Origin of the sequence: Bacteroides sp. D55t1_190419_B8 (genome assembly GCF_015558905.1) — a bacterium.
Lineage (GTDB): Bacteria > Bacteroidota > Bacteroidia > Bacteroidales > Bacteroidaceae > Bacteroides > Bacteroides vicugnae.
On sequence record NZ_JADMOU010000047.1, the window covers coordinates 15,582 to 30,520 of the forward strand.

The window sequence follows — 14,939 nt, forward strand, 5'->3', positions numbered from 1 at the left end:
GAATCAAGAGAGGTTGTTTTTTTATGAGATATATACTATTCATTCTTTTGTTTTTTCTCTGTTTATCCTGTTCACATCATCCGGTTCAGGAGGTTGATACAGTTTCTTACAGAGGGTGGGAGAACTGTCTTAAGCTATCTAACAGGGTTGTTTCCGTTATTGTTAATCCGACGTATGGCGGACAAATTCTATATTTCGGCTTAGAGAGTCGTGGAGATAATATATTGTGGAGTGATTCTGTTATCAACGGCTGGACTGTAGAGAACTATATACGAACAAGACGAAGTCCTGATGCCGGTAGATTTGATATCGGTAATGAACGTAAAACGGAGAATATCCATGATTCAATTTGGGCAGGACCTTATCAAACCTTTGTTGAGGAAGATAAATTGCGCTTGGTCAGCCATCCATCACAGGCGATGGGTATTCAGGTGGAGCGGATTTACTTTTTGGAAGAGAACCAGCCGGTTCTGCATATTAAACAGCGAATGTCTAATATATCAAATGGGGAGGTTGAATATTGTTTTTGGACACGTACATTACTGCCTGCCGGTGGTATTTACTATTGTGAAGCGATTCCAAATTCACAATATCCATTGGGATTTAGTGAGATTTCATTGTCAGCAGATACATTAATTCCCTCTCATCATTTGCAGGAACGTATTCATGTAGAGAATCGTTATTTTACAGCCTTTCCCGGAGGAGACGAGCAAAAGAAATATGGGATAAATACTACAAACGGTATGTATTTTTATCAGTTCAATGATTATTTGTATATCAAACAAAATAAGTATGTTCCGCAGGGGAAATATGATAATAATTTGCGGGTGTGCTTTCCTAACATGATTTATTTTAATGATGAATTTTTGGAAATGGAACCGAACAGTCCTATGGTCAAGCTAAAGCCGGGAGAGGCTTATGAATATGAGGAGATTTGGACATTAAGGGAGTTGAACTCTATTACTGATAACACATATTAAGACTGATTATTTGCTGGTTCTTTTTCATACCGGTATATTTGTCCCGCTATTCTATTAATCAATAGAGAGAGAATGTATCAAAAGAAAAATATAAGGGTATATATAGCATGGATGTTATTCATGACATTCATTCCTTTCTTTGTAGTGAAGACCTTTCACTATCATGGAAGTGAGGATGAAAAGTCGTGTTCCCATGCAAAGCATTCCCATAATTCTTCCGATGATTGTGCGATATGTAAATACTCTCTTTCTCTTTTCACGGAACCTCAATTAATAGAATATCATACTATACTGACGCTCGTGCCCTACGAGCCGGTTATTTACCAGGATAAGGTTGTTTGCAAACCAACTTATTCGCATCATTTACGCGGGCCTCCGTTCGCATGATTACATACTCATATTTTCAATGGAGATAGATTGGCTTTCAATCTATCCTCACATTCATTTTACACATTAAATAAAAGATTGTAATTGATGCGTATCGGAATTATTTCGGGCGTAATAGGGTTATTTGTAACCTTATCCGTCCATGCACAGAAATCCGATTCAATCAAGAGCATGCTTTTGCCTGATGTTGTGGTAACCGAAACGTACCAGCAACGTCAAGTAAAAAAGTCTGCCCTTACGGTTGATGTAGCCGATCAGGATTTTTTGCGCAAACATTTTACAGGAAACTTCATGCAGGCGATGGAGAACATTCCCGGAGTACAGGCAATGGATATTGGTTCGGGCTTCTCCAAACCGATGATTCGCGGAATGGGATTCAACCGGATTGCTGTATTGGAAAACGGAATCAAACAGGAAGGACAACAATGGGGAGCCGATCACGGACTGGAACTGGATGCTTTCAATATCGGAGCAGTCAATGTATTGAAAGGACCCTCCTCACTGCTCTATGGCAGTGATGCAATGGGAGGAGTGATTGATGTTGTTCCGTCGGCTGTTCCTGCTGATAATCGTGTGTTCGGAGATGTCACACTGCTGGGTAAATCAGTCAATGGAACCATCGGAGGATCACTGATGCTGGGAATCAGGAAGAATGCCTGGTACTCCCATATCCGTTATTCGGAACAACATTTCGGCGACTATCGTATTCCGACGGATTCTATTGTCTACCTGACACAAAGAATTCCCATATATGGGCGTAAACTCAAGAATACAGCAGGCATTGAACGCAATATCGGACTTTTTACCCAATATCAACGAAGAGCCTATAAAGCGAATTATGCTGTGAGTAATGTATATCAAAAGACGGGATTCTTCCCGGGGGCACATGGCATACCCGATGCGTCACGTGTGGAAGATGATGGAGACAGCCGTAATATTGAATTGCCATTCAGTAAAGTGAATCACCTGAAAGTGACTACCCACCAGCAATATGCATGGGAGAAACTGATCTTGTCAGGCGATTTAGGTTTCCAGAACAATCACCGTGAAGAGTGGAGTGCTTTCCATACTCACTATGGTTTGCAACCCGCACCGGAGAAAGACCCCGACAAGGAACTTGCTTTTAATCTGAACACTTTCAGTGCTTCGGTGAAAGCTCGTTTTATTGGTTCTTCTTCGTGGGAACATACATTGGGGTGGGATGGACAACATCAACGGAACAACATTTCCGGCTATTCGTTTTTACTGCCTGAATATCGCCGTTCCACTACCGGAATGCTTTGGCTTACGACATACAGACCCAACAATGTGTTTTCTGTCAGCGGAGGAGTGCGATATGACTACGGATATATGAATATCTCTTCGCATGAAGATACTTACCTTGCCGATTATCTTCGGAAACAGGGCTATGATCCGGAACAGATAGACTTCTACAAGTGGAACAGTCACTCTGTGAATAAGCACTACGGTGATTATTCTCTTTCTCTGGGACTGGTATGGACTCCCTCCGACAAGCATCTGGTAAAGGTGAATATCGGGCGTAGTTTCCGCCTGCCCGGTGCGAATGAGTTGGCTGCCAACGGTGTACATCACGGCACTTTCCGCCATGAACAGGGAGATGCAAACCTAAAGTCCGAACAAGGCTGGCAACTGGATGCTTCTTATCATCTGAAGTACCGGAGAATTTCTTTCTCCGTCTCTCCATTTGTCAGTTGGTTCAGCAATTACATCTTTCTGCGTCCTACCGGAGAGTGGTCTGTATTGCCTCATGCCGGACAAATCTATCGCTATACCGGAGCAGAAGCGCTATTTGCAGGAACTGAAGCTACCGTAGATGTTGATTTTCTGCGCAACTTCAATTATCGGATTTCCGCTGAATACGTTTACACCTATAATTGTGATGAACATATTCCATTGAGTTTCTCGCCACCTCCTGTTATGCGCAATACATTAACCTGGCAAAAGAAGCGGTATATGTTGTATGCAGAATGGCAGAGCATTGCCCGGCAAAATAGAGTGGACCGTAACGAAGATCGTACAGCCGGAGCAAATCTCTTTCATCTGGGTGGTTCATTGAATATTCCGATAGGTGGAAACAATGAGATTGAAATAACCCTGACCGCCCGGAATATATTCGATACCCGATATTACAATCATCTTAGTTTTTACAGGAAAGTTGAAATCCCCGAACCGGGACGTAACTTCCAGATATTAATCAAAGTTCCATTTAAAAAAATACTGAAATGAAAAATAAATTCTATCTCCCAATGATTAGCCTTTTGGCAACAGTTACTTTCATGTTTTCCTCTTGTGATAATGATGACTCCAGCGATACGACCAAACCTTTGATTGAACTTCACGAACCGGAAGAAGGTCAGGCTTTGAAGATTGGAAACGAACATGGGGTTCATTTTGAAATGGATTTGTCGGATGATGTCATGCTGAAATCCTATAAGATTGAAATTCATAGTAATTTCGACCACCATTCACACGGAGGTAATAGCAGGGCTGCACAGGAAACAGTAGATTTTAGTTTCAACAGATCCTACGATGTGTCCGGACAGAAAACCGCCCATATTCATCATCACGATATTGTAATACCGGCCAATGCTACTGCAGGAGATTATCATTTGATGGTTTATTGCACGGATGCCGCAGGTAACGAATCTTATATCGCGCGCAATATTAAATTGAGTAATGAGGTGGAAGACGAAGACCATCACCATGATGAATAAGATAGATTGCAATACATAAGGAAGGAATGTCTACTATCCATAGGACGATAGATAGACTGTTTTTTTGTAATGAGTATTTTTTCTTTTGAAAGGTGTAATATCTATTACACCTTTTTTGTTTCCAATCCTTTACTTTTGTGAAAAATACTTTTTCATATGATGAAGTTTCCAATAATAAATCGACTCTTTCCTTCTTATAAATGGAAGGTAGCGGCTGTCATCATTGGCGGTGTTATTGTGGGTGGAGGAGCACTGTTTATGTATATGCTCCGGGCGCATACCTATCTTGGGGATGACCCGGCTGCGTGCGTGAATTGCCACATTATGACTCCTTACTATGCAACTTGGTTTCATAGTTCGCATGCCCGGAATGCCACCTGCAATGATTGTCATGTGCCGCATGAAAATGCTGTGAAGAAATGGACCTTTAAAGGTATGGACGGTATGAAACACGTGGCTGCATTTCTTACCAAAAGCGAGCCGCAGGTCATTCAGGCTCATGAAGCCAGTTCCGAAGTGATTATGAATAACTGTATTCGCTGTCATACACAACTCAATACGGAATTTGTGAAGACGGGGAAGATCGATTATATGATGTCACAGGTAGGAGAGGGGAAGGCTTGCTGGGATTGCCATCGTGATGTTCCTCATGGTGGAAAGAATTCCCTGTCTGGTACTCCGGGAGCGATTGTTCCTCTTCCGGAATCGCCTGTTCCCGAATGGCTCCGGAAGATGGTGAATCAGAAAGATAAATAAGAAATGAAATACGTAATAAAATAATAAAACCGATATACAATGGAAAAGAAATTAAAATCATGGCAAGGATGGCTGTTGTTCGGAGGTTCAATGGTCGTTGTATTTGTTTTGGGATTATGCGTTTCTGCGTTGATGGAACGGAGGGCGGAAGTTGCCAGCATTTTCAATAACCGTAAAAACGTTATCAAAGGGATTGAAGCACGGAATGAACTGTTTAAGGATGACTTTCCCCGTGAATACCAGACTTGGACGGAGACTGCAAAGACTGACTTTGAGAGTGAATTTAATGGAAATATTGCTGTAGATGCTTTGGAAAAACGTCCTGAAATGGTGGTTCTATGGGCGGGATACGCTTTCTCAAAAGATTATTCCACTCCACGGGGACATATGCATGCCATTGAGGATATTACGGCATCTTTGCGTACCGGTTCGCCCATGAGCCCGACCGAAGGTCCTCAACCGTCTACCTGCTGGACTTGTAAGAGTCCGGATGTCCCCCGTATGATGGAGGCATTAGGTGTCGATTCTTTCTATAACAATAAATGGGGGGCTATGGGTGCTGAAATTGTGAATCCTATCGGATGCTCCGATTGTCATGATCCCGAAACAATGAATCTTCATATCAGTCGTCCCGCTTTGATAGAGGCTTTCCAACGTCAGGGTAAAGACATCACTAAAGCTACTCCGCAGGAGATGCGTTCATTGGTATGTGCACAATGTCATGTGGAATATTATTTCAAAGGGGATGGCAAATACCTGACTTTCCCTTGGGACAAAGGTTTTACGGTAGAAGATATGGAGGCTTATTATGATGAGGCCGGTTTCTATGATTATATTCATAAATTGAGCCGTACTCCGATTCTGAAAGCGCAGCATCCTGACTATGAGATTTGTCAGATGGGTATCCACGGACAGAGAGGTGTCTCTTGTGCCGATTGCCACATGCCGTATAAGAGTGAAGGTGGTGTGAAATTCAGCGATCACCATATCCAAAGCCCGTTGGCTATGATTGACCGCACCTGTCAGGTTTGTCACCGTGAAAGTGAAGAGACTTTGCGTAATAATGTGTACGAACGCCAACGTAAAGCGAATGAAATCCGTAACCGTCTGGAACAGGAATTGGCAAAAGCACATATCGAAGCTAAATTTGCCTGGGACAAGGGTGCCACAGAAACACAGATGAAAGATGTGCTCGCACTGATTCGTCAGGCACAATGGCGTTGGGATTTCGGAGTAGCTTCACACGGAGGTTCTTTCCATGCACCGCAGGAAATTCAGAGAATTCTTTCTCATGGATTGGATCGTGCCATGCAAGCCCGTCTGGCTGTGTCTAAAGTATTGGCAAAGAACGGATATACGGGAGATGTTCCGATGCCGGACATTTCAACAAAGGCAAAAGCACAGGAATATATCGGCTTGGATATGGATGCTGAAAGAGCGGCTAAGGAGAAATTCCTGAAAACAACTGTTCCGGCATGGTTGGAGAAAGCGAAAGAAAACGGTCGTCTGGCACAGAAATAAGAGAATTTATATATGTGGAGCAAACCATGGAGTTATAAAGAAGGGCTGGTGATTGGCGCAGGATTACTGGTGATAGGGCTATTGCTGCAAATGACAGTGGGAGCCATACATTGGGACCTGTTTGCCTGTCCGGTCAATGTGATTGTGTTAGTGGTTTATATCATTGCTTTGGTAGCCATGCACCTTCTTCGCAAACGTGTCTATTTATTCGGATGGTTGAGTCATTATTCCGCTGCTGTCTCGTCTCTATTGTGGGTGGTCGGCATGACGGTAGTGATGGGACTGATCCGGCAGGCTCCTTCCGGTCATGCTCCGGCTGATCTGCTGGGGTTTTCGCAGATGATTTCTTCCTGGCCTTTTGTCCTGCTCTACTTTTGGATGGTCACCGCCTTGGGGCTGACAATCCTTCGCACCGGTTTTTCTTTGAAGATCAGCAGGATTTCTTTCCTTCTGAATCATATCGGATTGTTTATTGCACTGATAACAGCCACTTTGGGAAATGCCGATATGCAAAGGTTGAAAATGACAACCCGGATGGGAAGTGCCGAATGGCGGGCTACGGATGATAAAGGTCAACTGATTGAGCTTCCGCTGGCTATCGAACTGAAGGATTTCACAATCGACGAATATCCTCCGAAACTGATGTTGATTGATAATGAAACCGGCCGTACGCTTCCCGACAAATCTCCTGTACATGTATTGTTGGAAGAGGGAGTGACAAATGGCAGCTTGCAGGATTGGCAGCTAACTATCGAGCAATCTATTCCGATGGCTGCTTCTGTGGCTACCGAAGATACCTTGAAGTTTACAAAATTCTATTCGATGGGAGCGACTTATGCTGTCTATCTGAAAGCAGTCAATCAGAAGAATCAAACAACCAAAGAGGGATGGGTAAGCTGTGGTAGTTTTCTTTTTCCCTATAAGGCAATCCGGCTGGATTCTTTAACCAGTATTGTAATGCCGGAACGGGAACCGCAGCGATTTGCATCGGAAGTGAAGATTTACACACAAGAAGGAACGACCACGGAAGGAACCATTGAAGTAAACCGTCCGATGGAGATAGAAGGTTGGAAAATTTATCAACTTAGTTACGATGAAACAAAGGGACGATGGAGCGATGTCAGTGTTTTCGAGTTGGTTCGCGATCCGTGGTTGCCGGTTGTTTACACAGGAATTATAATGATGATGGCAGGAGCCATCTGTCTGTTTGTCAGCGCACAAAAGAGGAAAGAGGAGGACAAAGCATGAGTTGGGAATACTTTATACTATTTGCAATAGCCGCACTGGTTTGTTGGGCTTTGGGAGCTTTTGCTGCCTGGAAAGGTACAAAACCGGGATGGGCTTATGGATTTACTTTCTTAGGTCTGGCTATTTTCTTCAGCTTCATTATCGGAATGTGGATTTCATTAGAACGTCCTCCGATGCGGACAATGGGAGAGACACGGCTGTGGTATTCTTTCTTCCTTCCGTTGGCGGGATTGATAACCTATGCACGCTGGAAGTATAAATGGATTTTAAGTTTCAGTTGCATCCTTTCATTGGTCTTTATCTGTATCAATATCTTCAAACCGGAGATTCACAATAAGACGTTGATGCCTGCTTTGCAAAGCCCGTGGTTTGCCCCTCATGTCATTGTGTATATGTTTGCTTATGCTATGTTGGGAGCGGCGACGGTGATGGCCGTCTATCTGCTTTGGTTCAAAAAGAAGGAGATTGAACGGAAAGAAATGGATTTGTGTGACAACCTCACCTATGTAGGTCTGGCATTTATGACATTAGGTATGCTTACCGGAGCTATCTGGGCAAAAGAAGCCTGGGGGCATTACTGGGCTTGGGACCCGAAAGAAACTTGGGCGGCAGCTACCTGGTTCGCTTATCTGGTGTATATCCATTTCAGATTAGGCAAGCCATTGAAGGCACGTCCTGCGTTGATTATTCTGTTAGTATCATTTGTCCTGTTGCAAATGTGCTGGTATGGAATCAATTACCTTCCGGCCGCACAGGGAGTCAGTGTGCATACTTATAATTTAAATTGAAATATCGAATCACTAAAACTTCAATATCAATGAAAACATTTTATTGGTCATTCTTGCTTATGCTGTTGCCAAGCATGGCATATACACAAAACACGGAGAAAGAGAATGAATTTACGATGTCTATGCAAATCAGACCTCGTGCGGAGTATCGGAATGGTGCATTGACTCCACGGGATGAAGGGGTAGCCCCTACATCTTTCATCAATAACCGTGCACGCCTCTCGATGGATTATAAACGTTCGGATCTGGAACTAAAGATGTCGGCACAGCATGTCGGTGTTTGGGGACAAGACCCGCAGATTGAGAAGAATGGGCGTTTTATGTTGAATGAGGCTTGGGCGAAACTGAACTTTGGTGAAGGGTTCTTTGCTCAACTGGGACGTCAGTCATTGATTTATGATGATGAACGTATTTTGGGAGGACTGGATTGGAATGTAGCGGGTCGTTACCACGATGCATTGAAGCTGGGATATGCTAACAAAAATAATGAAGTGCATCTGATTCTTGCTTTTAACCAGAATAATGACAATAGAACAAGTGGAGGTACTTACTATGATTCTTCTACCGGACAGCCTTATAAGAATATGCAAACCGTCTGGTATCATTATAAAGCGGATAATGTTCCGTTCGGAGCTTCTTTATTGTTTATGAATCTGGGATTGGAAACGGGTGATAAAGCCACGGATGATTCTCATACCCGCTATTTACAAACAATGGGTACTTACCTCACTTATAAGAATAGTAACTGGAATCTGGATGGTGCTTTCTACTATCAGATGGGTAAGAATAAAGCTGCGGAGAAAGTTTCAGCTTTGATGGGAAGCATACAAGCCGCCTATACCTTTAATCAGACATGGGGAGCCGTGGCTAGTTTTGATTATTTAAGCGGTGATAAAGGAAATGGCGGTAAGTATAAGGCTTTTGATCCTCTTTATGGAACCCATCATAAATTCTATGGAGCAATGGATTATTTTTATGCTTCTACATTTGCGAACGGTTATGCACCGGGATTGATGGATGCTCGTATCGGAGGTCGTTTCCGTCTATCTGACAAGGTGGATATGGAACTCAATTACCATTACTTTAGTACAGCAGTTAAAGTTCAGGACTTAAAGAAATCATTAGGTTCGGAAGTTGATTATCAGATAAACTGGTCAATCATGAAAGATGTGAAACTCTCTGCCGGATATTCTTTTATGCGTGGCACGAAGACAATGGATATTGTGAAAACAGGTAATCATAAAAGCTGGCAGGACTGGGGTTGGGTATCATTGAATATCAATCCGAAAATATTGTTTGTAAAATGGTAAATCCAAGGAAATAATAAGAATTAAATAGAGAGAGAATTTTTGAAAAGTTTTGAGTTTATAAAATCATCCTTACTATACATATTGCAGTAAGGATGATTTTTTGTTTTAGAGACTTCCCTGATAATTATCTTTATTGTTATGGAATAGATTATTACAGATATTTCTCTAAAGTTATTTGATCTAAAATCACTATTCGTTTTCCTTCCATAGTGACAAGCCCTTCTTTAATCATCTTATTGATTTCTTTAGATAGGGCGGGACGTGATACATTTAAGTATTCGGCAAGTTGGGATTGAGTATGCATGATATCTACCACCAATGAATCTTTTTTCTTATGTTCATATAGATAAACAATAAATCTTTCCCGCACGGTTTTGCGTGAAAGAGGTTTCAGGCGGGACACTGTGCAGATATTACAATTACCGGCAATGCAAAGAAAATTATGAAGAACCTGTGGATCCTGACTGATAACCTTAAAAGTCGATTCCTTGGTTGCCATCAACACCACACTGTTTTCGAGAGCGGTAAAAGTGGCGGGCAATGTATTGTTTGAAGTGAAGAGGTGCGGAGTGGCAAAGGTGCGCGGAGCAATAATATATTCAATCATCACTTCGTTTCCAAGTCCGTCTATAATGTCTGTGCGTAGTTTACCTTCCAATAATACATATAGTTTATTGCATGGAGTACCTTGTGTTACAACGATCTCTTTTTTTTCTGCTGCATAGACTACAAATTCCAGCTTTTCAAGCAAAGAAAGTTTGATATTCAGAGGTAAATCCCGAAAAAGAGGGATTTGAAACAGCTTATCTTTATGAGAGTCAGTCAGTAGTATTTTCTTCATTGTATTATATTGTTCGTATCCTGAACAAAGATATGAATTAAAATTGAGACTTAGCGCAAAGCGTAGTAATAAGGCTGACAAATAGCGATTTAGGCGAGAGAAAGAAAAGAACAGAACGCCATCCGAAACCAACAGAAAGCCAAGTGAGGACAAAGTTACATTACTATCCCGTTATTTTCTTATCTAAATATCAAGCCACCATTGGCGTTATCTTTATCACCAATATATTGCTTGTAAAGTGTAAAACACCTATATTTGCAATAAAACCATCTATAGAAAAGCAGATATAGCCAGTATAAATACAATATAAGAATGAAGCAGGAAGAGAAAAAAACTCGAAACAGACGGACTAATGAACAATTAGACAGGGATGTAATGTCCGAACTCGAAAAACTCGTGGCGGAACAGGGTTTCGGCAATGTCAATCTAAGCACCTTGACGAAAGCCGCAGGGGTGGAAGCCAACGTATTCTATAGAAGATACGGTTCGATGGATAATCTCTGTGACAAACTTGCCAAGCAATATGACTTCTGGATAAACAATGCCATCGATATTTCCAACTTGAATGTATTGGGACCTAAAAAGTTCTTCGCTGAAACACTCAAGATACTCTTCAAGAACTTGTCAGATAATCCCGTTATGCAAAAGCTGTTGCTTTACGAAATGTCAGTTGTCAATGATACCACAAAAAGAACGGCGGAAACGCGAGACGTCATGAACCTTAATTTGATTACATATTACGAAACGCTGTTTAAACCTGCAAAAGTAAATATTAAAAGTATCGCTGCAATCCTAGTCGGAGGAATTTACTATTTGATACTTCATAAGGAGTGTGCCCAAATCTGCACGATAGACTTTAATACCCCGGAAGGAGAAAAAGCCTTTTCAGAGGGAATAGACTTTTTGACTGATACCATTTTCAATAGATTGGAAGCGTATGAAAGAGACAGAAACGCAGTCCGGCAAATGCTGGCTGACGGCATAAGCGAGTTAAAGGTATGCAAATACATGGGCATCAGCAAGAATGACTTGAAAATGTTGCTCTCAAAGTAACCACGGTACAACTTTTTATATAGCCATATCAAATATGGCTATATTTCTTTTTCGTACAATGCGATTGGGATAATCATGTTTCCATTTTTAAAAGGATTCGGATGAAATAATATTCAGCTATAAATCAATAGATTGAGGGCAGTTTAGTTATGTGCTCATCCGAATCACAGGCATATTAATTTAGCTCAAATCCTATAATAATTAAAATGTATATTATATTTATAAGCAAAATACTTTTCTTATAATTTATTTGTATTACTTTTGTCGGTTGAGTATTAGCCCGTCATAGCAACCAAGAATTGCAGGTTGCCTGGACGGGCAAAAGGACTATACACTAATTAAATGAAACTCAAGTAATACAATAAAAAAATATGAAAAAAATTATGTTACTGCTCCTTTTCGGAGTAATGGTACTCACGAGTACGGCACAGGAAAAAGTTTACCAAATAGAAGAAATCACTGTTATCAACTATGGGGATGGTCGGATGCTCTTTCGCTTGAATAATGAAGAAAAGACCCCGCTCAACGGCTCTCACCGCCTGATTGACGGCTACCACTCGGAGTACATTCTCGCTGACTTTAAGGATGGCATGTATCATGGTAATTACCGACATTTCAAAGAGAACAAACTACTTGAAGAGTGCCGTTACAAAGAGGGAAACAGGGATGGATTATACAAGCGCTATTATGGTGACGGACAGACCGTGCAAAGTGAGCGAACGTTTATAGACGGCAAAGTGGATGGCGTGAGCAGGACATATCACTCGAACGGCAAAGTTGAAACAGAAAAAGTATATAAGTTAGGGATTGAAGATGGTTATGACCGCCGATACGACAGCGACGGCACTCTGACGCTCGACGAATGTTATAAAGACGGTAAACGCGATGGCAAATGGACTGAACATTTGTCGGGCAACGTAGGTGATGTGACTCGCATCAGTTTCTATAAGAACGGCTTGCCCGATGGTCAGTGGAGCGAAACGTGGAAAGACGGCAAGCCCCGTAGCAAAAGTAGCTATAAAGACGGCAAAAAAGAGGGTGTCTGGATTAGATATGGTAAAGGCGGCAAGCCCGAAAAGTCCACCACTTACAGAAACGATGAAAAGAATGGAGAAGAGATTACTTATTTCACTGACGGCACTCCTGAAAAGTCGTCAAACTACCTCAATGGCAAATTGAACGGAGTAACAAAGGAATTTTATTTTGGATCAGGCCAATGTAAATCGGAATATACTTTCAAGAACGGTAAGCGTGAAGGAGCATATAAACGTTACTTTGATACCGGAAAGTTGCGGGAAGAGGGCCGTTGTGAAGCTGATAGCGAGGTCTATCGCAAGGAGTATTACGCTAACGGCAAGCTCAAATCGGTTGCCGAGCGCAAGGGCGGAGGCTGGAATACCATTGAAAGATATGATTCGGAGGGTAACAAAGAGTAAATATTATAATATCCCTATTCCAAGCAGGTAATATTTTGGCAATTTTACCATTTTTGATAAATATCAAATTGAATAATTGGTTGGCTTTAGCTGTATATATATGACAAGAAAACAGATGAAATGAAGCAACGGAAAAAAAAGAGCAACAAGCAATCGAGGCGTGAAATCATAGCCGATGTCAAGCGTAGAGAGGCTGAGTGGAGAAAGGAAAGGTGGCGTATATGCAAATCCCATATCATGTTGTGGGGCACATTTATATCTTTCTTCCCATTACTTATATTCGTCACGCTGTCAGATATACGTAATACCTTCACCAATGTCATGCTTGGATTGATAGCCATTAACGGTGGGATTTACCTGTTTATGTACATCCTGTCTAAAGAAGCCCGGAATCTGGCTATCCGGATACCTCTGAAAAATGGCGAAAGTACGGGAAATACGCAATGTTTGCCGGATTCTTCGGAAACTTTGGTAGAGCCTGAATATTTAAGCCGGTGTGATGACAAACAGATTGTCATTGATAATGATGACGTATTGGCGAGGATTTTTCTGTTTTTGCTCCTTTTTATTATCTTTTTAGCCCTGGTCTATTTTGCAGATGCCACTCCTTCAAAACTTACAACTGAAGATTATGGAAGTACATTACTGCTTCTTGAGTTGTACTTGCTCATCCTGACACCAGGAATAAGTGCCATTCTACAGCCTTGGCGGCGGATTGTTTTTGATCGTGTTTCCAGGACCGTAACTATACCAGGACGACTTCTGCTGCATAAAAAAGAAACGATACCTTATAGTCAGGCTGAACTCACGATTCGTTATTACATGGGGCCTGGTTCGCTGGTGTGTGTGTCAAGTATAATAATTTCCAATTCCAATTCACCCAGTCTGTTAAGTGGAGTTTCCTTGATGGACGGTGATATGGATAAAGCCAGACGTTTTGCCCGCTTCATACAACTATACATGGAGGAAGAGGAATTGCCGGATATGCCGGAATTTGAGAAATACAGAAATAAGAAGGAGCAGGAACATACTGAAATTGAGAAAGAAATCCCTATATGGAAGAGATGAATGTACCTTTAGATGCAAGAAGGCTTCTTTATCACGAAGCAAAGACTGTATTAGAACAAGTATTTATATCTCCGGACAGTAAAGATGTGTGGGATTTTTGAAAAAAATAGAAACAGGTATGGAAATGGAAACAGATAGAAACCGTCCCTCTACAATCAGAATAATATTTGGCATCATTGTATTGCTATGCGGAATTCCGGTATTTTTGGTTTGTTGTAATGGAATGTGGCGCTTTACCAATTGGCCTTATGAGGAGCTATGGATTTTTGAGTATGTATGGGGTAAGCTATTAATACTTTTCGTATCCGGAATGATATTTTTGATGTCAATAGGACTGATTTTGGTAGGTGTATTAATCGCAACAAAGATATGGATGGGGAAAAGCAGAATGATGGAGCATATTATATATCCCTTTCCAACTGTATTAACGGCTGAGCTTGCCGATAGCATAAATGTAGAAAGAGCTGATGATAAATTTTTCGTCTTCAATCCGAGTTCCTTAATCCGGAGTACTTTGATAGTCATCGGGGGGATTCTTTCATGCGTAGGAATAATCGTCATTTATCGAGAAATAAATGATCCATCTAGTGATCTTTATTCACCTCCCATAAGTGGAGGAATAGTAGCCTCTTTTTTTCTGCTTTTAAACGGATTACTTGCTCCTTCCCGTCGTTTTGTACTAGACAGAATGAAGGGTACTGTGACTTTTCCCCGCCATTTGTTTTTTCCACGTTGTACCATTCCCTTTTCAAAAGTAATTCCGGGGTATTCTAACGGAAACTTAGGTTTTGCACATCCTTACAGTGGAATTGTCAT

Annotated in this window: 13 protein-coding genes and 1 pseudogene; 13 read left to right on the forward strand and 1 reads right to left on the reverse strand. The window is 41.6% G+C overall.

The window, feature by feature from the left end:
* Window positions 1-23: 23 nt before the first annotated feature.
* The 9 genes from I2I13_RS23325 (at window position 24) to I2I13_RS23360 (ending at window position 9,725) form a co-directional block, all read left to right on the forward strand.
* On the forward strand, window positions 24-980 hold the full coding sequence (locus I2I13_RS23325) for a hypothetical protein (protein WP_148364921.1): 957 nt from the start codon (window positions 24-26) through the stop codon (window positions 978-980).
* A 72-nt stretch (window positions 981-1,052) separates the two neighbouring features.
* Window positions 1,053-1,367: a hypothetical protein gene (locus tag I2I13_RS24740; protein WP_148364922.1), complete on the forward strand. Its 315-nt coding sequence runs from the start codon at window positions 1,053-1,055 to the stop codon at window positions 1,365-1,367.
* 87 nt (window positions 1,368-1,454) lie between these two features.
* Complete coding sequence (locus I2I13_RS23330; RefSeq protein ID WP_195650672.1) at window positions 1,455-3,614, forward strand: TonB-dependent receptor; 2,160 nt, start codon at window positions 1,455-1,457, stop codon at window positions 3,612-3,614.
* Window positions 3,611-4,102, forward strand: a complete 492-nt coding sequence (locus I2I13_RS23335) for a DUF4625 domain-containing protein (RefSeq protein WP_164727312.1) — start codon at window positions 3,611-3,613, stop codon at window positions 4,100-4,102. Before I2I13_RS23330 ends, I2I13_RS23335 begins: the two co-directional genes overlap by 4 nt.
* 156 nt (window positions 4,103-4,258) lie before the next feature.
* Window positions 4,259-4,858, forward strand: a complete 600-nt coding sequence (gene nrfH / locus I2I13_RS23340; RefSeq protein ID WP_004297093.1) for a cytochrome c nitrite reductase small subunit — start codon at window positions 4,259-4,261, stop codon at window positions 4,856-4,858.
* A gap of 39 nt (window positions 4,859-4,897) precedes the next feature.
* Window positions 4,898-6,379: an ammonia-forming cytochrome c nitrite reductase gene (gene nrfA / locus I2I13_RS23345; protein ID WP_195650673.1), complete on the forward strand. Its 1,482-nt coding sequence runs from the start codon at window positions 4,898-4,900 to the stop codon at window positions 6,377-6,379.
* A 12-nt stretch (window positions 6,380-6,391) separates the two neighbouring features.
* Entirely contained in the window at window positions 6,392-7,627 is a 1,236-nt protein-coding gene (locus I2I13_RS23350) for a cytochrome c biogenesis protein ResB (RefSeq protein ID WP_195650674.1), read from the forward strand.
* On the forward strand, window positions 7,624-8,415 hold the full coding sequence (locus I2I13_RS23355; protein WP_074557958.1) for a cytochrome c biogenesis protein: 792 nt from the start codon (window positions 7,624-7,626) through the stop codon (window positions 8,413-8,415). Before I2I13_RS23350 ends, I2I13_RS23355 begins: the two co-directional genes overlap by 4 nt.
* Window positions 8,416-8,444: 29 nt before the next feature.
* Window positions 8,445-9,725, forward strand: a complete 1,281-nt coding sequence (locus I2I13_RS23360) for an alginate export family protein (RefSeq protein WP_195650675.1) — start codon at window positions 8,445-8,447, stop codon at window positions 9,723-9,725.
* Window positions 9,726-9,876: 151 nt separating this feature from the next.
* Here I2I13_RS23360 and I2I13_RS23365 read toward each other — a convergent pair whose 3' ends face one another.
* On the reverse strand, window positions 9,877-10,566 hold the full coding sequence (locus I2I13_RS23365) for a Crp/Fnr family transcriptional regulator (RefSeq protein ID WP_195650676.1): 690 nt from the start codon (window positions 10,564-10,566) through the stop codon (window positions 9,877-9,879).
* A 312-nt stretch (window positions 10,567-10,878) separates the two neighbouring features.
* Between I2I13_RS23365 and I2I13_RS23370 the strand changes: the two genes are divergently transcribed.
* From I2I13_RS23370 to I2I13_RS23385, 4 genes and pseudogenes are all read left to right on the forward strand, one after another.
* Window positions 10,879-11,619 carry a TetR/AcrR family transcriptional regulator gene (locus I2I13_RS23370; RefSeq protein WP_195650677.1) on the forward strand — a complete coding sequence of 247 codons (741 nt, stop codon included), beginning with the start codon at window positions 10,879-10,881 and terminating at the stop codon, window positions 11,617-11,619.
* A gap of 371 nt (window positions 11,620-11,990) precedes the next feature.
* A complete protein-coding gene (locus I2I13_RS23375) occupies window positions 11,991-13,055 on the forward strand; it encodes a toxin-antitoxin system YwqK family antitoxin (protein WP_195650678.1) in 1,065 nt (354 codons plus the stop codon).
* Between the two features lie 120 nt (window positions 13,056-13,175).
* Entirely contained in the window at window positions 13,176-14,123 is a 948-nt protein-coding gene (locus tag I2I13_RS23380) for a hypothetical protein (RefSeq protein ID WP_195650679.1), read from the forward strand.
* 118 nt (window positions 14,124-14,241) lie between these two features.
* Window positions 14,242-14,939 (forward strand): annotated as a pseudogene (locus tag I2I13_RS23385) (hypothetical protein); the annotation flags it as partial.

Coding starts and splice junctions, on each gene's coding strand:
- I2I13_RS23335 (WP_164727312.1), top strand. CDS start 3,611: ATGAAAAATAAATTCTATCTCCCAATGATTAGCCTTTTGGCAACAGTT.
- I2I13_RS23360 (WP_195650675.1), top strand. CDS start 8,445: ATGAAAACATTTTATTGGTCATTCTTGCTTATGCTGTTGCCAAGCATG.
- I2I13_RS23380 (WP_195650679.1), top strand. CDS start 13,176: ATGAAGCAACGGAAAAAAAAGAGCAACAAGCAATCGAGGCGTGAAATC.
- I2I13_RS23325 (WP_148364921.1), top strand. CDS start 24: ATGAGATATATACTATTCATTCTTTTGTTTTTTCTCTGTTTATCCTGT.
- I2I13_RS23330 (WP_195650672.1), top strand. CDS start 1,455: ATGCGTATCGGAATTATTTCGGGCGTAATAGGGTTATTTGTAACCTTA.
- I2I13_RS23370 (WP_195650677.1), top strand. CDS start 10,879: ATGAAGCAGGAAGAGAAAAAAACTCGAAACAGACGGACTAATGAACAA.
- I2I13_RS23375 (WP_195650678.1), top strand. CDS start 11,991: ATGAAAAAAATTATGTTACTGCTCCTTTTCGGAGTAATGGTACTCACG.
- nrfH (WP_004297093.1), top strand. CDS start 4,259: ATGATGAAGTTTCCAATAATAAATCGACTCTTTCCTTCTTATAAATGG.
- I2I13_RS23350 (WP_195650674.1), top strand. CDS start 6,392: ATGTGGAGCAAACCATGGAGTTATAAAGAAGGGCTGGTGATTGGCGCA.
- I2I13_RS24740 (WP_148364922.1), top strand. CDS start 1,053: ATGTATCAAAAGAAAAATATAAGGGTATATATAGCATGGATGTTATTC.
- I2I13_RS23355 (WP_074557958.1), top strand. CDS start 7,624: ATGAGTTGGGAATACTTTATACTATTTGCAATAGCCGCACTGGTTTGT.
- nrfA (WP_195650673.1), top strand. CDS start 4,898: ATGGAAAAGAAATTAAAATCATGGCAAGGATGGCTGTTGTTCGGAGGT.
- I2I13_RS23365 (WP_195650676.1), bottom strand. CDS start 10,566: ATGAAGAAAATACTACTGACTGACTCTCATAAAGATAAGCTGTTTCAA.